Below are 22837 nucleotides of genomic sequence, written 5' to 3' on the forward strand. Positions count from 1 at the left end.
GGCCGGCACGGCGGCAACCGTTCGTTCCCACTTTTTACCCACGGAGTCTTGCATGGGCGCACCCAAGGAAACCCTCGGCTTTCAGGCAGAGGTCAAGCAGCTGCTGCAGCTGATGATCCATTCCCTCTACAGCAACAAGGAAATCTTCCTCCGCGAACTCGTCTCCAACGCTTCCGACGCCTGCGACAAGCTGCGCTTCGAGGCCCTCAACAACAACGGCCTCTACGGCGACGATTCCGAGCTGAAAATCCGCCTCTCCTTCGACAAGGCGGCCCGCACCCTGACCATTTCCGACAACGGCATCGGCCTCTCCCGGGAGGAAGCCGTGGCCCACCTGGGCACCATCGCCAAGTCCGGCACCAAGGAATTCTTCGCCTCCCTCTCCGGCGACGCCCAGAAGGATGCCCACCTCATCGGCCAGTTCGGCGTCGGCTTCTACTCCGCCTTCATCGTCGCCGACAAGGTCACCGTCATTTCCCGTCGCGCCGGCCTGGAGCACAACCAGGCGGTGAAATGGGAATCCGAAGGCGCCGGTGACTACTCCGTGGAAATGGTGGAGAAGGCCGGCCGCGGCACCGACGTGATCCTGCACCTGAAGGACGGCGAGGACGACTTCCTTAACGCCTGGAAGCTGAAGTCCATCATCCGCAAGTACTCCGACCACATCACCCTGCCCATCGTCATGAAGGCGGAGAAGTGGGACGAGGAGAAGAAGGAACAGGTCGCCACCGACGAAGACGAGACGGTGAACCAGGCCAACGCCCTGTGGGCCCGCCCCAAGAGCGAGATCACGGAAGAGCAGTACCAGGAGTTCTACAAGCACGTCGCCCACGACTTCGAAAATCCCCTGGGCTGGATCCACGCCAAGGTGGAAGGCAAGCAGGAATACACCCAGCTGCTCTACATCCCTGCCCGGGCCCCCTTCGACCTGTGGGACCGCAACGCCCGTCACGGCGTCAAGCTCTACGTAAAGCGCGTCTTCATCATGGACGATGCCGAGCAGCTGATGCCGCTCTACATGCGCTTCGTGCGCGGGGTGGTGGATTCCGCCGACCTGCCGCTCAACGTCTCCCGGGAAATCCTGCAGCAGAGCAAGGACATCGAGACCATTCGCGGCGGCTGCGTGAAGAAGGTGCTGTCCCTGCTGGAAGGCATGGCCGACAGCGACGACGCCGCGGAGAAGGAAAAGTACGCCGGCTTCTGGAAGGAATTCGGCAATGTGCTGAAGGAAGGCGTGGGCGAGGACTTCGCCAACAAGGAACGCATCGCCAAGCTGCTGCGCTTCGCTTCCACCCACCACGACACCACCGAGCAGAACGTCTCCCTGGCCGACTACGTCTCCCGCATGAAGGAAGGCCAGGAGAAGATCTACTACGTCACCGCCGAGACCTTCCTCGCCGCCAAGAACAGCCCCCACCTGGAAATCTTCCGCAAGAAGGGCATCGAGGTGCTGCTGCTCTCCGACCGCGTCGATGAATGGGTGGTGGGCCACCTCACCGAATTCGACGGCAAGCCGCTGCAGTCCGTGGCCAAGGGCGGCCTGGATCTGGGCAAGCTGGAGGACGAGGCCGAGAAGAAGGAGCAGGAAAAGGAAGCCGGCGAGTACAAGGAACTCACCGACAAGGTGAAGCAGGCCCTGGAGGCCCGGGTCAAGGATGTGCGCATCACCCACCGCCTGACCGATTCCCCCTCCTGCCTGGTCTCCGACGAGCATGACCTTTCCGGCAACCTGGCGCGCATGCTCAAGGCCGCCGGCCAGAAGGCACCGGAGGTCAAACCCATCCTGGAGATCAACCCCCACCATCCCGCGGTGCAGCGCCTGAAGTATGAGGAAGCCCGCTTCGACGACTGGGCCAACCTGCTCTTCGAACAGGCCCAGCTGGCCGAAGGCGGTCAGCTGGAAGACCCGGCCGGCTTCGTCAAGCGCATCAACGACCTGATGCTGGCCCTGTCCCTGGGCGGCAAGTAAGTCCGCAGCCAGGGCAGGCGAGGGCGGGGAGGCGGCATGGCCGCTTTCCCGCCCTTCGTATTTCTGGCGTTTCCGCCGGCGAGGGCTTAGCATGGCGGAAAGAAACCACGCGCCGTACGTGGATATAACAAAGACCGCCATGAAATTCCGCCATTCCCGCCTCCCCCTGATGGCCGGCCTGTCCGGTCTCCTGGGTTTTTTCATCCTGGTCGGCGTCAGCCTGAAGAGCGACTACGACGGTCTGGAGGAGCGGGCCCGGGTCGAGGTGGGCAACCTGGGCCACCTCATGGAGCTGCACACCGCAGCCCGCATCCGCAACATCGACCAGATCCTGCAGGACGTGCAGGGCCACGTCACCCCCGAGGACATGGCCCGTTCCCAGACCCAGCGTGGCGCCCGGGGCGAGGAGCTGGAGCGGCTGCTGCGGACCAAGCGGGAGATCGTGCCCGAGGTCCATGGCCTGCACCTGGTCAATGTGAAGGGGGATTTCCTCTACAGCTCCCTCAGTCCCCTGCCGCCCTACAACATGGCGGACCGCAGCCATTTCACCGCCCACGTGCAGAACCCGGAGGCGGGCCTGGTGATCGCCGAGCCGGTGCTGGGCCGCACCACGGGCAAGTGGACCCTGGCGGTAAGCCGCCGCCTCAACAATGCGGACGGCAGTTTCGCCGGGGTGGTGGTGGCCACCTTCCTGCCTGAATCCTTTGCCCCCTTCTACCAGAGCCTGGATCTGGGGCCCCACGGCAATGTCTCCATCCGCGACACCCGTGCCCGCATGCTGATGCGCTTCCCGGCCCGGGACGACCGTATCGGCCAGCCGGTGGAATCCCATCCGGCCCAGCCCTACATGGCCCGGGGCGACCGGGAAATCCTGATGAAGATCCGCAGCGGCACGGACCAGGTGGAACGGCTGGTGAGCATCCGCAAGGTGGGCGAGTATCCGCTCTACGTCTTTGCCGGCATGGCGCCGGAGGACTACCTCAGCAACTGGCGCAGCAAGCTCTACTACTACAGTGCCGGCAGCCTGCTATTGGCGGCGGTGGTGCTGGGCCTGCTGGTGATCAACCGGCGTGGCGAACGGCAGGAGGAGTCGGCCCTGCGGGCCCTGGCCGAGACGGAGGGACGTTACCGCCTGCTGCTGGAAAACCTGCCGGTGGGCGTCATCCACTTCGATTCCCGTCTCTGTCTGACCTTCTGCAACGAGCGTTTTGCCACCATGGTGGGCAGCACGGTGCAGGCCTTGCAGGGCCTGGATCTGCAGCGCCTGCGGGACCAGTCGGTGCTGCCGGCCATGCGCCAGGCCCTGGCCGGGGAGGGCGGCACCTACGACGGCAGCTACCGCACCACCCTCAGCCATATCGACGTGTGGATATCCTTCCGCGCCAATCCCCTGCGCGATGCCAGCGGCACCATCATCGGCGGCATCGGCATCGTCGAGGACGTGGGCGAGAAGCGGCGGGCGGAAGACAGCCTGCGGCAAAGCGAGCGGAACTTCCGCACCATGGCCGACTTCACCTACGACTGGGAATACTGGCAGGGGGCCGACGGCCGCATCGTCTATATGACCCCCTCGGTGGAACGCATCACCGGTTACGGGGTCCAGGCCTTTGCCGACGATCCTTCCCTGCTGCAGCAGATCGTCCACCCCGACGACCGGCAGGAGTTCCAGGAACACCTCAACCAGGCAGTCTTCCATCACGAGCACATGGTGGACTTCCGCATCGTGCGCCGGGACGGGCAGGTGCGCTGGATCGCCCACGGCTGCCAGGCGGTGGTGGGAGAGGAGGGCGAGGCCCTGGGGCGGCGGGTGAGCAACCGGGACGTGACCGAGCGCAAGACCCTGGAAGCGGAACTGCAGGCCCTCAACAGCCGCCTGGAGGCCCGGGTGCAGGAGGAGCTGGCGAGCAACCGGGAAAAGGACCAGCTGCTGATCCAGCAGTCCCGCCTGGCGGCCATGGGCGAGATGGTGCACAACATCGCCCACCAGTGGCGCCAGCCCCTCAACGCCCTGGGCCTGGTGATCGCCAACATCCGCGACGACTTTGCGTTTGGCCAGCTGGATGCGGCGGCCCTGGACGAAAGCGTGGGCCGGGCCCTGAAGCTGCTGCAGCGCATGTCCACCACCATCGACGATTTCCGCAATTTCTTCCGTCCCGACCGGGACCCGGCGGACTTCGACCTGGGGGCGGCAGTGGAGGATGCGGCCTTCATCATGGAGGCCTCCCTGAAGAACAACGATATCGCCCTGGAACGGGCCATCGAGCCGGACCTGCGGGCCTGGGGCTTCCACGGCCAGTTCTCCCAGGCCGTGCTCAACGTCCTGGCCAACGCCAAGGAGGTGCTGCAGGAGCGCCATGTGCGCCCGGCCCGCATCCGCCTGCAGGTCAGCCGTTGCGACGGCCAGGTGGAAGTGACGGTGGAGGACAACGCCGGCGGTATCCCCGGCAACGTCCTGGGGCACATTTTCGAGCCCTATTTCACCACCAAGGAGCAGGGCAGCGGCATCGGCCTGTATATGACCAAAATGATACTGGAGCGCAGCATGCACGGTAAAATAAGGGCTGAAAACACCGCCGAAGGCGCCCGCTTCGTCCTCACCGTGCCTTTGTACACCCTTCCGCCCACGGCCCCAATGCAATGAACGCCCTCGAAAAAGACCAAGACGCGGAATTCCTGCGCACCCTCAGCCTGCTTTACGTCGAAGACGAGGAAGAGGTGCGCCGGGAACTGACCCGCTTCCTCTCCCGCCGTTTTGCCAAGGTGGACGTGGCGGCCAACGGCCAGGAAGGGCTGGAACTGTTCCGCCAGCACGGCGGCTACGACATCGTGGTCACCGACGTGCGCATGCCGGTCATGGACGGCCTCTCCATGGCCGCCGCCATCAAGGACATCCAGCGGGAAGTGCCGGTGATCGTCATCACCGCCTACAACGAGATGGACTATTTCGTGCGGGCCATCGAGATCGGCATCGACCGCTACATCACCAAGCCGGTGGACCCTTTCCTGCTCATGGAGGCGGTCAGCCGCAGCGCCAAGATGCATTTCCACCAGCGGGAAATCGAGCGGGCCCGGGAGGAAACCACCGAGGCCCTGAACCAGGTGGTGGCGGTGCTGGCGCGGGCCATCGAAGTGCGGGACCCGTATACCGACGGCCACCAGAAGCGGGTCTCCCAGCTGGCCGGGGCCATCGCCGAACGCATGGGCCTGCCGGCCGCCCAGGTGGCGGGCATCCGGGTGGGGGCGTCGATCCACGACATCGGCAAGATCCAGGTGCCGGCCGAGTTCCTCAGCATGCCGCGGCGACCCTCGCCGGACGAGTTTGCCCTGATCAAGGCCCATGTGGAAGCGGGCTACGAGATCCTTGGCGACGCCACCTTCCCCTGGCCCATCGCCCAGATGGTGCGCCAGCACCACGAGCGCCTGGACGGCTCCGGCTATCCCCAGGGCCTGAAAGGGGACGAGATTTCCCTGGAGGCCCGCATCATCGCCGTGGCTGACGTGGTGGAAGCCATGAGTTCGGACCGTCCCTACCGGGCGGCCCTGGGTCTGGAAGCTGCGAAGGAGGAAATCCGCCAGCACCGGGGCACCCTCTACGACGGGGCCGCGGTGGATGCCTGTCTGGCGGTGCTGGAGAGCAATCCGGAACGCTACGTGGGGACGGCCGCCTGAGAGCGGCCGCATAACACCGGCAACAATGGGAAAGGACGGGGAGGGCTCGGCCCCCGGCAGGCTGGCTTACAGCCCCTGCTCCGGCAGCAGATCGGGCCGCCGCCGCATGAGGCGCACGCAGGCGTTCACCACTTCGGCATCGTAAAGCTGGCCGGCGCCGCTTTCCAGTTCGGCCAGGGCCTGCTCCAGCCCCAGGGCGGGGCGGTAGGGACGGTCCGAACTCATGGCTTCCACCACGTCGGCCACGGCCAGGATGCGGGCTTCCAGCAGGATGGCCTCACCCTTGAGGCCCTGGGGATAGCCGGAGCCGTTCAGGCGCTCGTGGTGCTGGCGCACCATCTCGGCGATGGGCCAGGGGAAGTCCACATCCTTGAGCAGCTCGTAGCCGGCCTGGGAGTGGTTCTTGATGATCTCGAATTCGATGGGCTTGAGTTTGCCCGGCTTGCACAGGATTTCGCTGGGGATGCGGATGGAGCCGATGTCGTGGATCAGGGCGCCGAAACGCACCCCTTCCACCACCTCCCGCGCCAGCCCCATTTCCTTGGCGATGGCTGCCGCCAGGGCCGAAACCCGCTTCTGGTGGCCGTCGGTGTAGGGGTCCCGCATCTCGATGGCACGGGCCAGGGCCATCACTGTCTGCTGCAGGATGTCGGCAATGCGGGTTTCCGCCGCCAGCAGGGCCTTCTGCTGGGTACGCACCATGACTGCGTCGTGGATGGCGGTGAGCAGGGCATCCGGGTCGATGGGCTTGGTGACGTAGCGGTCCACCCCCAGGTCGATGGAGCGCAGCAGGTAATCCCGGTCGCTGTAGGCGGTGACCACGATGATGGGCACCGCATGGCCCGTGGCGCGAATCCTGGAGGCCATTTCCAGGCCGTCCATTTCCGGCATCTTGATGTCGGTCACCACCACGTCGTACTCGCCCTTGAGGAAGGCTTCCAGGCCTTCCCTGCCATTGACGGCCACCTCCAGGGTGCCGACGCGGCGGCCGAGGAAGCGGGAGAGCAGTTCCCGCACCTCGTCTTCATCTTCCACGTAGAGCAGGCGCAGGCCTTGCAGGAAGTTCAGATCGAGTCCGGGCGGGGTATGGGAGTCCATGAGCGTATTCTAATTCTTTTTCGGCTGGCGCACCGGCACGGTCAGGGTGAAACAGGCGCCGTCACCCAGGTTGGCGGCGCTGATGCTGCCGTTCATATTGTGTTCGATGATGGTCTTGGCCATGTACAGACCGATGCCGCTGCCCTTGTCCTTGGTGGTGAAGTAGGGGTCGAATATCTTCGGCAGGATCTCCGGGGCGATGCCGCCGGCGTTGTCGCTGACCCGCAGGAGGATGGTTTCGCCCTGGCGCTGCAGTTCGATCTCGATGCGGCCGGCGGCGACCTTGCGCGCCAGGATTTCTTCCTTGGCATTGGCCAGGATGTTGAGCACCGCCTGGGCGAACTGGGAGGGGAAGCCTTCGGCTTCGACGCCGGGGTCCAGTTTTTCCACCAGTTCGATGCCGTGACTCTTCAGGGTGCCCTGCATGATGAACACCGCCTCTTCCACGGCATGGCTGACGTCGAACTGGGTCATCTCCTTTTCCGGACGGAAGAAGTCGCGGAAATCGTCGATGGTGGTGGACATGCGCCCCAGCAGGCGCTGGGCGTCGGCTACCGAGCGGTCCATGACTTCCGGGGTGAGGGCCTGGAAGTCGTAGTCGTCCTTGATGTTGCGCACCAGCAGGGAGAGGGCGTTGAGGGGCTGGCGCCACTGGTGGGCAATGTTGTGCACCATCTCGCCCATGGCCGCCAGGCGGGATTGCTGGATCAGCATGTGGTCCTTCTCCCGGTTCTTCGCCAGTTCCTCCTGCACCCGCTGTTCCAGGTGCTCGTTGAGCTGGCGCAGGCTCTGCTGGGTGGCCTGGACCTGGTCGCGCATGGCGGCGAAGGTATTGACCAGGGTGCCGATCTCGTCCTTGCCGCCGGGGGGCAGGTGGGCGTCGAAGCGGCCTTCGGCCAGTTCCCGGGCGGCAGTCATGAGGCGGTTGACCGGGCGCCGCACCGTGGCGTCGAGCACCACGCCCAGGGCCAGGAAGGCCCCCAGCAGCACCGAGGCGAGCAGGGCGAAGAGGGTCTTCTGGGACTGGGCCACGCTTTCCAGCAGGGCCCGGTGGCTGATCCGGATGCGCAGGCTGCCGACGCTGTCGTTGGCCAGGTTCAGCTGCTGGGTGTGCAGTTGCTCGTCGGGGCCGGCCGGCGGGACGGGAGTGCCGGCCAGGGGGTAGAGCTGGCGCCCTTCGTGGTCCTGCAGCACCACCTCGACCCATTCCGGATTTTCCTGGCGCAGGGAATCCAGGGTGTCGTGGATGTCCCCCAGCTGTCGGGCCACCACCAGGGGCAGCAGGCTTTCCGTCAGGTTGTGCATTTCCCGCTCCTGCTGCCGCTCGAAGACGGCGATCTGGTAGCGCACCGAGTCGGGCAGCCAGATGCCGTAGAGATAGGCGATGAAGGCGGTCCACACCAGGGCCAGGGGCAGCAGCAGCTTGAGGCGCAGGGTCATGGGTTCAGCGTTCCGGGACGAAGAAGTCTTCCAGGCCCAGGTCCTTCAGGGGCTGGTAGTCCTTCATGGCGGTGGGCACCATGCGGGCCAGGGGAATTTCCTGCAGCAGGGCCTTGCCCGCCGGGGTGGCGGCGAAGTCCAGGAGGGCGCTGCGCACCTGCTCGCGCACGGCCCCATCGACCCGGGGATGGGCGGCGATGGGGTGAGCGGCGAAGGCGGCGGTGCGGTACAGCACCCGCAGGCGTTCCTGCACTTCCGGCTTCTGTTCGTTGAGGGTCTTCTGCACGCCGCCGCCGGCGCTGGCCAGGCCCTGGGTCACCGAGAGATAGACGGCGGTGTGGGAATTGACGTAGCGGGGCGTGAAATTGACCTTGTACTTGCGCACCAGCTCGGCCCGGATGAGCAGGCTGGCGCCGATGGCGTTGGGGGCGGGGAAAGCGATTTCCTTGCCTTCCAGGTCGGCCGGGGTGCGGAAGGGACTGTCCCTGGCCACCACCAGGATGCCGGTGACCGGCGTCTCGTCCCGCACCAGGGGAATGTAGCCGGCCGGGTTGGCCACCATCAGGTAGGGATTCATGTAGGCGAAATCGAAGGCGCCGGCGTTGTACTGGCGCTCGAAGCTGGGGATGTCGGGCATGATGGCCAGGTCGAAGCGCAGCCCGGTGCGCTTTTCCAGCTCGATGAGGATGGGCTTCCAGATGGCGAAGAGCTGGCGCCGCTCGAACTGGGGCGTCACCCCCAGGGTGTAGACCCGCTCCGCCGGCTTGCCGGCGGTGGTCTTTGCGGTGGCGGGGGCGGCAGGGGCCGCGAGGGGGAGCATCAGCAGGCCTGCCCACAGCAGGCCGGACAGGCGCCGGAGCAGCGGTCCCATGGTGGTTCCTCCTCGGGTGATGAGTGCCGGACGTCCCGTTGTCCGCTGCGCATGCCCTACCCGGAAGCTGCGGGGGCGGAGTGGCGCTGCCGTCCCCGGGGGCGGCGGAGGGGCAAACGGGGGAGCGCCAGTATCCCCTATTAAGAGTAGGGTTTCAATGGCGAAGGGCGGCGGGCCAGGCTGGAGAAGGGCTCCGGGCCGTGGCCCGGGGCCGGCTGGCAGCCTTATTTGGCGGGCTGTTTGGCGGCCTTCTTGGCGCCGGGGTGGCTGTTGGGATGACTGCTGGTATGGCGGTTGATGCAGTCCCGCAGCTCGGGGCCGAACTTGTCCTGGCAGGCCGCCTGGGCCTTCTGCATGGCTTCGCAGCGCTGGGGCTGGCGGCTCTTGCTGCAGTCGGCCTGGAGCGGGGCAGGGGCTGCCGCCGGGGTCTTGCCGGCCGGACTCCGCTCGGCCGGGGCCGACACGGCTGCCTGGGCGCAGAGGAGGGTCAGCAGGAGCAGGGCAGTGGCCGGGGCTTTCATGGTCGGTCCAATGTAAAAATGCGTATGGCCTGAGTATAGCGCCCTTGCCGCGCCCCCGGGCGGCGCGGGATTCGTTTATAGTGCGGATCAGTTCCGCCCCATGTTTCCGACATTTTCCGCCGCCATGCCAGCCTCCACTTCCGCCAGCGCCACTTCCGCCAAAGCCACCGTCGCCGAGCATCGCCTGACCCTGGGGGAACTGGTCAAGCTGCTGGTGGAGGACGGCATGGTGGATGCGGTGGTGGCCGACGGCCTGGTCAAGGAGCGGCGCTATCACCGGGGCGACGTCCATCCCCTGGTGGTGATCGCCGACCAGAACTGGAAGTCCCTGGTCCCGCCCCACAAGCCCCTGATCCTGGAAACCCTGACCGAGTGGCTGGCGGCCAAGGTGGGCCTCGACTACCTGCACATCGACCCCCTCAAGATCGACTTCTCCGCCGTCACCGAGGTGGTCTCCAACACCTATGCCGGCCGCTTCAAGATCCTGCCCATCCAGGTGACCACGCGGGAGGTGATCATCGCCACCGCCGAGCCCTTCCTGCGGGAGTGGGAGAAGGAGCTCAAGCCCATCCTGCGCAAGGACATCCGCCGGGTGGTGGCCAATCCCCAGGACATCGCCCGCTATCTGGTCGAGTTCTACAACCTGGCCCGCTCGGTGAAGAAGGCGGCGGCCGGGGGCGGCGAGGTCAGCGGCCTCTCCTCCTTCGAACAGCTGGTGGAGCTGGGCAAGACCAACCGCCAGTTCGACGCCAACGACCAGCACATCGTCCATATCGTGGACTGGCTGTGGCAGTACGCCTTCGAGCAGCGGGCCTCTGACATCCACATCGAGCCCCGGCGCGAGCTGGGCATCGTGCGCTTCCGCATCGACGGGGTGCTGCACCAGGTGTACCAGATCCCGATGGCAGTGATGGCCGCCATGACCAGCCGCATCAAGCTCCTCGGCCGCATGGACGTGATCGAGAAGCGGCGCCCCCAGGACGGCCGCATCAAGACCCGCACCGCCGGCGGCCAGGAGGTGGAGCTGCGCCTGTCCACCCTGCCCACCGCCTTCGGCGAGAAGCTGGTGATGCGCATCTTCGACCCGGAGGTGCTGGTGCGGGACTTCGCCGAACTGGGCTTCGGCGAGGAGGACAAGGTCCGCTGGCAGTCCATGACCAGCCAGCCCAACGGCATCATCCTGGTGACCGGCCCCACCGGCTCGGGCAAGACCACCACCCTGTATTCCACCCTGAAGCAGCTGGCGACGCCGGAAGTGAACGTGTGCACCATCGAGGACCCCATCGAAATGGTGGAGCAGTCCTTCAACCAGATGCAGGTCTCCCAGAACATCGACCTGGGCTTTGCCGACGGGGTGCGCGCCCTCATGCGCCAGGACCCGGACATCATCATGATCGGCGAAATCCGCGACGGGGAAACCGCCGACATGGCCATCCAGGCCGCCCTCACCGGCCACCTGGTGCTGTCTACCCTGCACACCAACGACGCGCCTTCCGCCATTTCCCGCCTGCTGGACCTGGGCATGGCGCCCTATCTGATCAACGCCACCATGCTCGGGGTCATGGCCCAGCGCCTGGTGCGCACCCTCTGCCCCCACTGCAAGAAGCCGGTGGACCTGCGGCGGGAGGACGAGGAAATCTGGGACAGCCTGGTGGCGCCGTGGAAATCCAAGCGTCCGGCCCAGATCTATCAGCCCGTGGGTTGCCTGGAGTGCCGCATGACCGGCTACATGGGCCGCATGGGCCTGTACGAGCTGCTGCTGATGTCCCCCGAAGTGAAAAAGCTGGTGACCACCACCACCGACGTGGCCAAGGTGCGGGAGCAGGCCTACCGGGAAGGCATGAAGCCCCTGCGCATTTCCGGCGCCATGAAGGTGGCCGCCGGCCTCACCACCCTGGAAGAGGTGATCAAGGTGGCGCCCCCGGCCAGCCAGGGCTGAGGCTCCGCGCGGTTCTCCGGCCCAGCTGCGGTCGGCGGCATCCATTCATCTCCGTGGCCGGGGCGTCCAGCTTCCGCCGCCTGCCCCATCCCGTCCCATTCCCGTGCCATTTCCGGCGCCCCCCCCTTTTCCGCGAAAGACGCCCATGCTGCCTGAGGTTCTCCACCCCTATCCCGACGCCGAGGCGGCCGGGAAAATTCTCGCCGACACCCGGCGCTGGCTGGAGCGGGCCGTCATCGGCCTCAACCTGTGCCCCTTCGCCAAGTCGGTGCATGTGAAAAAGCAGATCCGCTACGCCCTCAGCGCCGCCGCCACGCCGGACGAGCTGCTGGCAGAACTGGAGCGGGAGTTCACCCTGCTGAGCGAGACCGACCCGGCCCTGCTCGACACCACCCTGCTGATCCATCCGGACGTGCTCACCGACTTCCTCGACTACCACTTCTTCCTGCAGGAGGTGGAGGCCCTCATCCGCAACCTGGGCTACGAGGGCGTGTACCAGGTGGCCAGCCTGCATCCGGATTACGAGTTCGCCGGCAGCGAGGCGGACGACATCGACAACGTCACCAACCGTTCCCCCTATCCGACCCTGCACCTGCTGCGGGAGGCCAGCATCGACCGGGCCGTGGCCGCTTTCCCCGATCCGGAGAGCATCTACGAACGCAACATCGCCACCGTGCGCCGTCTCGGTCACGAGGGCTGGCGCAAGCTGTTGCAGGAGGAGCCGGGCCAGGAGTAAGCAAGGGCGGCCATGCTGGCCGTGCCATGGCCGAACGCCGCGCCCCCTGGGCGTGAGCGGCATGGCCCCATGAAAAAAGGCCCGGGAGCTGCCTCCCGGGCCTTTGTCTTTGCCGGTGCCGGCCGCCTACAGCTGCTCCAGGCTGTCCCGGCCCAGCAGCTTCCACAGGGAGGGGGCCTGGCCGGGGCGCAGGCGCACCAGATAGACCTCGTCGTTGCCCTGGCGGATGCGGGCCACCGCCTCGGCCACCGGCAGCTGCAGCAGGTGGGCCAGGATCAGGGGCGTGACGCCGCCGTGGCTGACCACCAGCACCTGGCCCCGGGGCTGCTCGCGGCGGATGCGTTCCACCGCCTGGGCCACGCGCCGGGCCTGGCTGGCGAGGGATTCGCCGCCGTCCAGGCTGTCCTCCAGCTTGCCGCTGCGGGCCTTGAACTCGGCCAGCAGGGCGGCTTCCTGCCCTTCCCGGCCGTCCTCGGCCATGCCCTCGAACTTGCCGAAGCTGCGTTCGGCCAGCTCCGGCAGGGCCTGCACGGTCATTCCGGGACGGGCCAGGGCGGCGCTTTCCCGGGCCCGGGCCAGGCTGCTGCTATAGACCGCGGCGAAGTTTTCGCCGGCCAGTTTTTCCCCCAGCTGCCGGGCCTGGCTGCGGCCCGTGTCGTTGAGGGGATTGTCGGTGCTGCCCTGCAGGCGCTTCTCCAGGTTCCAGGCGGTCTGGCCGTGGCGGGCCAGGTACAGATCCAGCACCGCCTCCTCGGCCCGGGCCGGCAGGCTGGCGGCCAGGCCCAGGCAGAGGGCGAAGAGGGCGGCGAAGCGTTGGCGTTTGCCCATGGCGTCTCTCCTTAGCGGGCCTGCAGCAGTTCGGGCACCCGCAGCAGGATGAACTCGTTGTCGTCCTGCAGGTTGGGCTGGCGGGCGGCGGAATAGGGCAGGTTGTTGTCGTTGGCGACAACGATGTGCTCCCCGTCCACCACGTCCACATCCTCGATGGTGACAAAGGGGAAGGTGAATTTGCCGTCCTTGCCGCCGCGCCGGGCCAGGTGCTTCGGATCGTCGATGTCCAGCAGGTCGATGTGGCCGATCTTGCGCACGAAGCCGTCGCCGTCGGCGTCCTTCAGGCTGATCTTGTAGATGCGCTTGAATCTGGCCGGCACGTTCTGGCAGTCCGGGCGGGCCGGGCCGTTGCAGGCGTGCTCCGGCAGGCCCTCGCCGTTGTCCCGCTCGATGATGAGGCCGGTGTCGGCGTCGATCATGTTGAAGTCGCCGATGTTGTTGCCGTTCTGCTCCAGGCGGTACTTCCAGGAGCGGCCCGTCCATTCGCCCCGGGCCACGCTGAACTCCAGGATGCGCAGGTATTCCCGGCCGTCCTGCTGTTCCCATTTTTTCTCTTCGGCATTCCACAGGGGCCCTTCCAGCAGGGGGTAGAGGAACTGGCCGTCCCTGGAGGCGGCCATGCCCTCGTAGCCCCGGGAGCGGCGGGCCACGGTGGTGAAGCTGCCGCTGGTGGCCGGGGTGGTGACGCTGAAATGGTCCGGGGACTTGAGCACCTTGCCGTCCACCTTGGTCTCGAACACGGCCAGCACCTTGCCCTGGCGGTCGGTCTTGAGCAGGTAGGGGCCCAGCTCGTCGCCGAACCACACTGCATCGCCCAGGGGCTGGATGGATTCGATGTCGAAGTCGGCCCCGGTCAGGTAGCGTTGGCGGGTGCCTTCGTTGACGATGAGGAAGGGCACCTTCTGGTCCGGGTCGTGCAGGGCGGCGCTCTTCACCAGTTTGACGCCGCCCTGGTCCCAGTCCGGCTGCAGCAGGTGGAACATCAGGAGGGCGTCGGCGCTGTTGTTGCGGGCGCCGTAGCCGTTGTCCTGCAGCACCCAGTAGCGGCCCTGGTCGGCGTGCTTGATGCCGGAGAAGCCCTGCACCGGCTGGCCCTTGAAGGGCAGGGAGACGCCGGTGGGACGGGGCGCGTTCTTGTCCGAGAGATAGGAGGTGCCGGGCAGGGATGCGGGCGTGTCCACGCGCCGGGATTCGGGCCCGGTGTACTTGCCGGAGACGGCCAGGCTGGCCGGGGCATCCTTGGGCGGGGCGATGAAGGTGCGGGCCGGCAGCACGGCATGGCCCGCCAGGGTGGAGGGGAAAGCCTGGTCGGCCAGGGCGGGAACCTGGGCCAGGGCGGCGGCAAAGGCCAGGGCGAGGGGCGTCTTGGGGCTCATGCTTCTTCCATGGGTGGGGATGAAGCAGCCAAGCCTAGGAGAAGCCTGTTGCAGGATGGTGACAGAAGCCGGCGTCCCGGCCGGGGCGATGCTCTCAGCCGCTGCGGGAGAGCTGCTTCATGGCCTCGCCCAGGCCGGCCAGGGTCAGGGGATACATGCGCCGGCCCAGCAGGTCCTGCAGCAGCTGGATGGACTGGGTGTGCTCCCAGCGCCGCTGGGGTTCCGGGTTGAGCCAGACGGCGTGGGGAAAGGCCTCGGTGAGGCGGCGGATCCAGGCGGCCCCCGGCTCCGGGTTGGAGTGCTCGACGCTGCCCTGGGGGTAGAGGATTTCGTAGGGGCTCATGGTGGCGTCGCCGACGAAGATCAGCTTGTAGTCGCTGCCGTACTTGTGCAGCACGTCGCTGGTGGCGATGCGCTGGTCGAAGCGGCGCCGGTTGTCCTGCCACAGGTTTTCATAGACGCAGTTGTGGAAGTAGAAGTGCTCCAGGTGCTTGAACTCGCTGCGGCAGGCGGAGAACAGCTCCTCGCAGACCTGGATGTGGTCGTCCATGGAGCCGCCCACGTCGAGGAAGAGCAGCACCTTGACCGCGTTGTGCCGCTCCGGGCGCAGCTGCAGGTCCAGGGTGCCGGCGTTGCGGGCGGTGCCGGCGATGGTGCCTTCCAGGTCCAGTTCCTCGGCGGCGCCGCTGCGGGCGAAGCGGCGCAGACGCTTCAGGGCCACCTTGATGTTGCGGGTGCCCAGTTCCACCGAGTCGTCCAGGTTGCGGAATTCCCGCTTCTCCCACACCTTCACTGCGGTGCGGTTGCCGCCGCTCTCGCCGCCGATGCGGATGCCTTCCGGATGGTAGCCGCCGTGGCCGAAGGGGGAACTGCCGCCGGTGCCGATCCACTTGCTGCCGCCGGCGTGGCGCTCCTTCTGCTCCGCCAGCCGTTCCCGGAACTGCTGCATCAGCCGCTCCCAGCCCAGGGCCTCCAGCTTCTGCCGGTCGGCTGCGCTGAGGTGGCGCCGGGCGGCCAGTTGCAGCCATTCCTCGGGCACGGCGCCGGCGTCGAAGCCGGGCAGGCTTTCCACTTCCCGGAAGTAGGTGGCGAAGGCCTGGTCGAAGCGGTCGTAGAGGCTTTCGTCCTTGATCAGGCAGGCCCGGGCCAGGATGTAGAAGTCGTCCAGGCTGGGGCCCACCACCCGGGCCTGCAGGGCCCCCAGGAGGGTGAGGAATTCGGTGGTGGAGACGGGCAGGCGGGCGTCCCGCAGGTGCAGGAGGAATCCGGCGAGCATGGCCTATTCCTCCACCGCGCCGGCCACTTCGACCCGGTTGCGGCCGCCGGCCTTGGCCCGGTAGAGGGCGGCATCGGCCGCATCCACCAGGGCGTCGGCGTTCTTGCCGTGGCCCGGGTAGCAGGCGACGCCGACGGAGAGGGTGGCCTGCAGGGCCAGACTGCCGAAGTTCACCGTCAGCCCGGCGAAGCCGGCACGCCATTCCTCGGCACGCTGGCGGGCCGTCTCCAGGTCCACCCCGGGCAGCACCAGCAGGAACTCCTCGCCGCCGTAGCGGCAGGGTACGTCGCCGCTGCGGGCCCGGGCCTGGAGGAAGTGGCCGAGCTGGCGCAGCATCTCGTCGCCGGCCCGATGGCCGTAGGTGTCGTTGAGCTGCTTGAAGTGGTCGATGTCGAGCAGGGCCACGGCCAGGGGATAGCCTTCCCGCTGGGCCCGGGCCACTTCCCGCTCCAGGGTCTCATCCAAATAGCGGCGGTTGTAGAGGCCGGTGAGGGCGTCCCGGGTGGCCTGCTCCTGCAGCCGTGCCTGCAGCAGGTTGATTTCCTGGAGGCGGTAGGCCAGCTCGCCGTTGAGGGCCTGCAGGGCCTCTTCCGCCGCCTTGCGTTCGTTGATGTTGTTGAAGGAGACGAAGGCCAGGGGTTCCTGTTCCTCCAGCAGGATGCGGGCCGAGAGGAGGGCCCAGAAGGGCTGGCCGGCCGCATCCCGCAGGCGCACTTCCATGTCGGTCACCACCTGCTTCTGCCGCAGTTCCTCGATCAGCCGCTGGCGCTGGCCCATATCCACCCAGTAGTCCGGGGCATGGCGCCCCACGGCATCCTCCTGGGGTACCTGGAAGCAGGTGGCGGCCCGCTGGTTGATGTAGGTCACCAGGCTGTCCCGGAGGCGGGTGATGACCACCGGGAAAGGGGCAGTTTCCAGCAGGGTGCGGTAGCGCTGCTCGCTGTCCTGCAGGGCGGCGCGGACCCGCTCCCGCTCGGTGACGTCGGCGGCCAGGGCGATGACGCTGGGCGGCCCGCCGGCCTCGTCGCGGAGGATGGCGTTGCTCCATTCGCAGAGGATGGCGCGGCCGTCCCGGGTCAGGTTGCGGTTGAGGGAATACTGGATTTCCGGCCCGCGGAAAATGCTGTCCACGATGCCCTGCACCTGCTACCGGGCCTCTTCGGGCACCATGTGCTCGAAGAAGCTGCGGCCCAGCATTTCCTCCCGGCGCCAGCCGAAGATTTCCTCGGCCCGGTGGTTCCATTCCAGGACCCTCGCTTCCTGGTCGTAGACGATGGCCGCCAGGGGCGCCGTCTCGAAGATGCGGGCCAGGTGTTCCCGGCTCGCCCGCAGGTTGCGTTCGCTGCTGTCCCGCTGGTGCATCTGTCCCTGCAGACGCCCGTAGAGCCGATGGATGTAGAGGGCGATGAGCAGGGCCAGGGCGGCTAGCGCCAGGACAACCCAGACCCACGGCGGCAGGGGCTGGGGGCCGGCCGGGCGGTACAGCAGGGTTTCCACCGCATAGTCCCGGGGCATCATGCCCAGTTCCGCATAGGTGTCGCCGATGCGGCGCCAGCGGGCCGGGCTCATGTGACCCAGTTCCACCAGGGCCGGCTCGATCAGGGGGCGCATGCGTTCCGCCTCGAAGAGGAGGTGTTCCAGGCTGTGGCGGGTGGAGTAGTGCTGCAGAATCTCCCGGGCGGCGGCGTCCGGATCGGCCAGGGCGGCGGCCCAGCCCTGCAGGCTGGCGCGGCGGAAGGCCTCCACCTGCTGCGGATGGGCGACGGCATGGGCTTCGGCGGTGAACAGGGTGTCGCCGTAGAAGTCGATGTTGGCGGCCCGGGGCGAGAAGGAAAGGTAGGGGAAACCGGCCTTTTCCAGTTCGTAGGTTTCGTCCGTGAGATAGCCGGAAACGGCATCCACCTTGCCCGCCATGAGGTCGGCGGCGGAGAAGGAGTGGGGGACGCGCTGCAGGCGTTCCTCCTTGACCTGTTCCCGGCGCAGGAAGGCGAACAGCTCGGCCTCCGTCGGCAGCAGCATGAGGCGCCGCGCTTCCAGGTCGGCCGGGCGGTGGATGGGGCCGCCGGCCCGGGCCAGCAGCACCAGGGGCGAGTGCTGGAAGATGGCGGCCAGTGCCACCACCGGCTTGCCCCGGCTGCGTTCCAGCAGCAGTTCGGAGGCGCCGATGCCGTACTGGGCCCGGCCGGCCAGCACTTCGGCCACCGGGTCGGTGTCGGCCCGGCCTTCGACGATGCGCACCTCCAGGCCCGCCTCCCGGTAATAGCCCCTGGCCTGGGCCATGTAATAGCCGGCGAACTGGAACTGGTGCTGCCATTTGAGCTGCAGGGTGACGCTTTCCAGGGCGCCGGCCGCACCTGCCGCCAGCAGCAGGCACAGGGCCGGCAGCAGATGGCGCAGCAGGCGGCGGTGGGCGGCTCCGGGGGGCATGGTCAGCGTCCCTGTCGGGCGAGGAAAACGAGCTTTTCGAAGAGATGCACGTCCTGCTCGTTCTTCAGCAGGGCGCCGTGCAGGGGCGGAATGCTGGTGCGGGCATCCTTGCTGCGCAGGGCCTCGGCCGGAATGTCCTCGGCCAGCAGCAGCTTGAGCCAGTCCAGCAGTTCCGAGGTGGAGGGCTTCTTCTTCAGCCCGGCCATCTCGCGCAGGCCGAAGAACACTTCCAGGGCCTCCTGCAGCAGTTCCCGCTTCAGTTCCGGGTAGTGCACGGCAACGATCTTCTCCATGGTCTCCCGGTCGGGGAAGCGGATGTAGTGGAAGAAGCAGCGGCGCAGGAAGGCGTCGGGCAGTTCCTTCTCGTTGTTGGAGGTGATGAAAATGAGGGGCCGGTGCCGGGCCCGCACGGTCTGCCGCGTCTCATAGACGTGGAACTCCATGCGGTCCAGCTCCCGCAGCAGGTCGTTGGGGAATTCAATGTCGGCCTTGTCGATCTCGTCGATCAGCACCACCGCCGGGGTCTCGCTCTCGAAGGCCTGCCACAGCACGCCCTTGACGATGTAGTTGGCGATGTCGGAAACCTTGGGGTCCCCCAGCTGGCCGTCCCGCAGGCGGGACACCGCATCGTATTCGTAGAGGCCCTGCTGGGCCTTGGTGGTGGATTTGATGTGCCACTGGAACAGGGGCAGGCCCAGGGCCCGGGCCACTTCCTCCGCCAGCAGGGTCTTGCCGGTACCCGGTTCGCCCTTGATCAGGAGGGGGCGTTGCAGGGTCACGGCGGCGTTCACCGCCAGGGTCAGTTCCCGGGGGGCGACGTAACGCTCGGAACCGTCGAAACGTGGGGTCATGGGGATGCTCCGGTGGGGTTGGGGGCGTGACGTCGGCAAGGCGGCGTCCTGCTATTTTTTTCATCATTGTAACGACAGCGCTAAATGACCTTTTGTTGATTTGTACCGCTTGCCATTTCTGCCGTTTTGCTATGATCAAAAATGATTATTACCAAAGTCATGCCATTCCCGGGAATGGCGTCTTTCCTTAGTCTCCTGGCATAGCCCCTTTTTCGCGACAGCAACGATGAAAATCAATCTTCCGGTTACAAATCAAGAGATTCCCTTTCCCCCGAATCAGTATCTGGTCTCCAAAACCGATCTCAAGGGCATCATCACCCATGCCAACGACGCCTTTGTCGAGATCAGCGGTTTCTCCCGCGACGAGCTGATCGGGGCCAGCCACAATCTGGTGCGCCATCCGGACATGCCGCCCCAGGCCTTTGCCGACCTGTGGCGCACGGTGAAGTCGGGCAATCCCTGGCGCGGCCTGGTGAAGAATCGCAGCAAGGACGGCGGCTTCTACTGGGTCGAGGCCTTCGTCGTGCCGGTGGTGAAAAACGGCCATACCGAAGGCTACATGTCGGTGCGTACGCCGCCGGCCCGGGACAAGGTGCAGGCGGCCGAGGCCCTCTACCAGCGCCTGCGGGAGAACAAGAACGCCTCCCTGCCCCAGTCCGCTGCCGGCTTCTGGTCCCGCCTCTCGGTGAAGGGGCGCCTTGGGGCCATGATGGCGGCCTTCGTCGCCATCACTGCGGTGGTGACCGGCATCGGCCTCTCCGGCCTGCAGGAAGGCAACGCCAGCCTGCAGGAGCAGTACCAGCGCAAGCTGGAGCCGACTACGGTGGTGAACGAGGTGCTGGCCCTGCTGGGGGAAAACCGCTCCCAGATCATGCTGGCCCTGCAGCACGATCCCAAGAGCGAACTGGCAAAGCTGCACGACCACGGCCTGGAAGTGCATCTGGAAAAGACCCTGGCCAACCGGCAGCAGATCAACGCCCAGCTCGAAGCCCTGCAGAAGCTGCCCCTGTCGGAGAAGGAGCGGCAGCTGGTGGAGCAGCTGGGGGAGGCACGCAAGCAGTTTTCTGCCGAAGGCGTCAATGCGGCCCGGGATGCCCTCAAGGCCGGGGATTTCCATCAGGCCTCGGTGCTGCTGCTGACCAAGATCAACCCCATCTACGGCCAGGTGCAGCAGGCCGGCAAGGCCCTGGTGGATGAGCTGAAGGCCTCGGCCCGGGCCGATTTCGAGCGGGCCCAGGCACGTTACGAGAACATCCTGTGGGCCATGGCCCTGGCCACCCTGGCGGCCCTGGCCCTGGCGGTGGTGGGTGGCTGGCTGCTGGTGCGGGCCATCGTCAATCCCATGCGCCAGGCCATCGACACCTTCAAGCTCATCGCCGAGGGCGACCTCACCAGCGATATCGACATCAGCCGGCGCGACGAGGCCGGCCAGCTGCTGTGCCAGCTGGCCACCATGCAGGCCACCCTGAAGGCCATGCTGGACCAGATCCAGGAAGCCTCCCGCCAGATGGACCAGCGCTGTAGCCAGCTGGAATCCGAGGTGGCCCTGGTGGCGGCCAAGTCCCAGCAGCAGCTGGACGACGTGCAGAGCGTTGCCGCCGCCACGGAGGAATTCTCCCAGTCGGTGCAGGAAGTGGCCGGCCACGCCGGGGAGACTGCCAGCGCGGCCCAGAACTCGGAACGGCTGGTGGAGGAAAGCAACACCCAGATCGGCCGCAGCATGGCCGTCACCAACCGGGTGGTGGAAGCGGTGACCGGTTCTTCGGCCACCCTGCACGAGCTGAACACGGCCATCGACCAGATCGGCCAGATCACCCAGGTGATCAAGGAGATCGCCGACCAGACCAACCTGCTGGCCCTCAACGCCGCCATCGAGGCGGCCCGGGCCGGCGAGGCGGGTCGGGGCTTTGCCGTGGTGGCCGACGAGGTGCGCAAGCTGGCCGAGCGCACCACCACCAGCACCGCCGACATCACCGGCAACATCGGCGCCATCCAGGGCGCCACCCACGAGGCGGTGAGCCGCATGGAGCAGGCGGTGCGGGAGGTGGAGGAGGGCATCGGCATGATGCGCGAGAGCGTGGCCGGGCTGGAGGGCATTACCGCCGCTTCCCAGCAGGTCAGCGCCATGGCCCGGCAGATTTCCGAAGCCTCCCAGCAGCAGAGCATCGCCAGCCAGGAGGTGAACGGCAGCATGGAGCACATTTCCGTGCTCATCGAGCAGAACACCGCTACCGCCCAGGAGGCCCAGCGGGCCACCGAGGCCCTGGTGTCCACGGCCGAGGGCCTGCGCGCCATCCTGGCCGCCTTCCGCCTGTATCGCTGATCCGGCCTGGCGCCGGCAGCGGCAAACAAAAGGGGCGCCCGCGGGCGCCCCTTGTCATTGGTGCCGGGCCGGTATCAGGTGGTGAAGCGGCCCACCATGGTGTTCAGCTCCCGGGCGATGTTGTCCAGGGCCTCGGCGGTCTCGGCCGTGTTGCGCATGGCGGCGGAGGTCTCTTCCACCATCTGGGCGATCTGCTCCACCCGCTGGGCGATGCTGGTGCTGGCGGTGCTCTGCTCCCGGGTGGCTTCGGCCACTTCCTGGATGCGGTGCAGGGTGGTCTCCGAACCTTCGCGGATCTGCCGCAGGGCGTCGGCGGCGGATTCGGCCAGGGTGACGCCTTCTTCCACCTGGGGCAGGGCCGCATCCATGACCTGCACCGTCTCGTCGGTTTCGGTCTGGATGCTGACGATCATGTCCTCGATTTCCACCGTGGCGGAGGCGGTGCGTTCGGCCAGCTTGCGCACCTCGTCGGCCACCACGGCGAAGCCCCGGCCTTGCTCGCCGGCCCGGGCCGCCTCGATGGCAGCGTTGAGGGCCAGCAGGTTGGTCTGGGCGGCGATCTCCTTGATGACGCCGGCGATGCCGGAGATTTCCTTGATGCGGCCTTCCAGGTGGCGGATCTTCTCCGAGGCGCCGGTGACCGAGCCGGCCAGGTTCTTGATGGCGCTGGAGGCGGTGGTGACCCGGGTTTCGCCGTCGGCCGCCAGACTGGCGGAATTGTGGGAGTCGGCCTCCGTATCCCGGGAACTGTCGGAAATGTGGTTGATGCTCACCGTCAGTTCCTCGATGGCGGCGGCCATGGATGAGGTGGCGTCGGCCTGGTGCTGGGAGGCGGTGGACACTTCCTGGGAGGCGGTGTTGATGCGCTCGGCGTTGTTGGAGAGGGCGGTGGCGCTGTTGCCGATTTCCCGGATCACCTGGCGCAGTTCGCTCACCATCTGGCCGAAGGAGGCGAGCATGGAGCCCTTGGGCGCATTGCCCACCTCCACCGCCAGGTTGCCGGCGGCGGCCTGGCTCATCAGTTTGATGACGTCGGCGGGTTCGCCCCCCACCTGCTGGCGGATGCTGCCGCCCACCAGGAAGGTGGCCACCGCCACGGCGATGAGGATGATGGCGGCGATGAAGGTGTCGGAAAGGGCCCGCTCCCGCACTTCCGTGGCCACATCGTCCATGTAGATGCCGCTGCCGATGACCCATTCCCAGGGGGCGAACAGCTTCAGGTACTGTAGCTTCTCCACCGCCTTGTCCGCCGGCTGGCCCGGGCGCGGGAACAGGGTTTCGACGAAGGCGCCCTCGGGCGCGGCCTTGGAGGCGGCCAGGATGTTTTTCAGGGTATAGCGGCCGAGCACGTCCTTCACCTCTTCCACCTTGCTGATGCCTTCCCATTCCGGCTTGGTGGTGTGCATGACGGTGACGCCGTCGCTCCTGTAGACGTAGAAGTATTCGGACTTGCCGTCGGCGCCGCCGTAGCGGCCGTGGCGCATGGCTTCCCGGGCCGCCTTCTGGGCCT

General features: G+C 66.9%; 16 protein-coding genes and 2 pseudogenes. 6 read left to right on the forward strand and 12 right to left on the reverse strand.

The window, feature by feature from the left end:
• Positions 1 to 52: 52 nt before the first annotated feature.
• From htpG to AZSP09_RS01740, 3 genes are all read left to right on the forward strand, one after another.
• Positions 53 to 1969, forward strand: coding sequence for a molecular chaperone HtpG (gene htpG / locus AZSP09_RS01730; protein ID WP_152088968.1), 1917 nt, complete (start codon positions 53 to 55; stop codon positions 1967 to 1969).
• Positions 1970 to 2108: 139 nt separating this feature from the next.
• Positions 2109 to 4610, forward strand: a complete 2502-nt coding sequence (locus AZSP09_RS01735) for a PAS domain S-box protein (RefSeq protein ID WP_172974673.1) — start codon at positions 2109 to 2111, stop codon at positions 4608 to 4610.
• Positions 4607 to 5638, forward strand: a complete 1032-nt coding sequence (locus tag AZSP09_RS01740) for a response regulator (RefSeq protein ID WP_130458734.1) — start codon at positions 4607 to 4609, stop codon at positions 5636 to 5638. Before AZSP09_RS01735 ends, AZSP09_RS01740 begins: the two co-directional genes overlap by 4 nt.
• A 66-nt stretch (positions 5639 to 5704) precedes the next feature.
• Here AZSP09_RS01740 and AZSP09_RS01745 read toward each other — a convergent pair whose 3' ends face one another.
• The 4 genes from AZSP09_RS01745 to AZSP09_RS01760 all read right to left on the reverse strand — a co-directional run bounded on the left by AZSP09_RS01745 (position 5705) and on the right by AZSP09_RS01760 (position 9568).
• Positions 5705 to 6736 (reverse strand): HD-GYP domain-containing protein, encoded by a 1032-nt coding sequence (locus tag AZSP09_RS01745; RefSeq protein WP_152088970.1) that lies wholly within the window; start codon positions 6734 to 6736, stop codon positions 5705 to 5707.
• A gap of 9 nt (positions 6737 to 6745) precedes the next feature.
• Positions 6746 to 8176 carry a sensor histidine kinase gene (locus AZSP09_RS01750; protein ID WP_014238014.1) on the reverse strand — a complete coding sequence of 477 codons (1431 nt, stop codon included), beginning with the start codon at positions 8174 to 8176 and terminating at the stop codon, positions 6746 to 6748.
• Positions 8177 to 8180: 4 nt separating this feature from the next.
• Entirely contained in the window at positions 8181 to 9047 is an 867-nt protein-coding gene (locus tag AZSP09_RS01755; protein ID WP_152088971.1) for a phosphate/phosphite/phosphonate ABC transporter substrate-binding protein, read from the reverse strand.
• 224 nt (positions 9048 to 9271) lie between these two features.
• On the reverse strand, positions 9272 to 9568 hold the full coding sequence (locus AZSP09_RS01760) for a hypothetical protein (protein ID WP_152088972.1): 297 nt from the start codon (positions 9566 to 9568) through the stop codon (positions 9272 to 9274).
• 100 nt (positions 9569 to 9668) lie between these two features.
• Here AZSP09_RS01760 and AZSP09_RS01765 point away from each other — a divergent pair, with 100 nt between their 5' ends.
• Together AZSP09_RS01765 and AZSP09_RS01770 are read left to right on the forward strand one after the other, a co-directional pair.
• Positions 9669 to 11507, forward strand: a complete 1839-nt coding sequence (locus tag AZSP09_RS01765) for a GspE/PulE family protein (protein WP_232058832.1) — start codon at positions 9669 to 9671, stop codon at positions 11505 to 11507.
• A gap of 145 nt (positions 11508 to 11652) precedes the next feature.
• The gene (locus tag AZSP09_RS01770) at positions 11653 to 12243 is read left to right on the forward strand and encodes a DUF1415 domain-containing protein (RefSeq protein WP_152088973.1); all 591 of its coding nucleotides are present in this window, start codon (positions 11653 to 11655) and stop codon (positions 12241 to 12243) included.
• A gap of 126 nt (positions 12244 to 12369) precedes the next feature.
• Here the strand turns inward: AZSP09_RS01770 and AZSP09_RS01775 are convergent, their stop codons facing one another.
• The 6 genes and pseudogenes from AZSP09_RS01775 to AZSP09_RS01800 all read right to left on the reverse strand — a co-directional run bounded on the left by AZSP09_RS01775 (position 12370) and on the right by AZSP09_RS01800 (position 19004).
• Positions 12370 to 13071: a histidine phosphatase family protein gene (locus AZSP09_RS01775; RefSeq protein WP_152088974.1), complete on the reverse strand. Its 702-nt coding sequence runs from the start codon at positions 13069 to 13071 to the stop codon at positions 12370 to 12372.
• A gap of 11 nt (positions 13072 to 13082) precedes the next feature.
• Positions 13083 to 14450: an esterase-like activity of phytase family protein gene (locus AZSP09_RS01780; RefSeq protein WP_152088975.1), complete on the reverse strand. Its 1368-nt coding sequence runs from the start codon at positions 14448 to 14450 to the stop codon at positions 13083 to 13085.
• Between the two features lie 94 nt (positions 14451 to 14544).
• On the reverse strand, positions 14545 to 15726 hold the full coding sequence (locus AZSP09_RS01785; protein WP_152088976.1) for a vWA domain-containing protein: 1182 nt from the start codon (positions 15724 to 15726) through the stop codon (positions 14545 to 14547).
• A 3-nt stretch (positions 15727 to 15729) separates the two neighbouring features.
• The gene (locus tag AZSP09_RS01790; protein WP_269473829.1) at positions 15730 to 16677 is read right to left on the reverse strand and encodes a sensor domain-containing diguanylate cyclase; all 948 of its coding nucleotides are present in this window, start codon (positions 16675 to 16677) and stop codon (positions 15730 to 15732) included.
• Positions 16678 to 16686: 9 nt separating this feature from the next.
• A pseudogene (locus AZSP09_RS01795) lies at positions 16687 to 18153 on the reverse strand (ABC transporter substrate-binding protein); the annotation flags it as partial.
• Positions 18154 to 18155: 2 nt separating this feature from the next.
• A complete protein-coding gene (locus AZSP09_RS01800) occupies positions 18156 to 19004 on the reverse strand; it encodes an AAA family ATPase (protein ID WP_130458724.1) in 849 nt (282 codons plus the stop codon).
• Between the two features lie 226 nt (positions 19005 to 19230).
• Here AZSP09_RS01800 and AZSP09_RS01805 point away from each other — a divergent pair, with 226 nt between their 5' ends.
• Positions 19231 to 21327 (forward strand): methyl-accepting chemotaxis protein, encoded by a 2097-nt coding sequence (locus tag AZSP09_RS01805; RefSeq protein WP_152088979.1) that lies wholly within the window; start codon positions 19231 to 19233, stop codon positions 21325 to 21327.
• A 74-nt stretch (positions 21328 to 21401) separates the two neighbouring features.
• Here the strand turns inward: AZSP09_RS01805 and AZSP09_RS20515 are convergent, their stop codons facing one another.
• Both AZSP09_RS20515 and AZSP09_RS20520 read right to left on the reverse strand, forming a co-directional pair.
• Complete coding sequence (locus AZSP09_RS20515) at positions 21402 to 22499, reverse strand: methyl-accepting chemotaxis protein (RefSeq protein ID WP_332066817.1); 1098 nt, start codon at positions 22497 to 22499, stop codon at positions 21402 to 21404.
• A pseudogene (locus tag AZSP09_RS20520) lies at positions 22473 to 22826 on the reverse strand (cache domain-containing protein); the annotation flags it as partial. The gene AZSP09_RS20515 and the pseudogene AZSP09_RS20520, both read right to left, overlap by 27 nt.
• Positions 22827 to 22837 lie beyond the last annotated feature (11 nt).

Origin of the sequence: Azospira sp. I09 (assembly GCF_009177135.1) — a bacterium.
GTDB lineage: Bacteria > Pseudomonadota > Gammaproteobacteria > Burkholderiales > Rhodocyclaceae > Azospira > Azospira oryzae.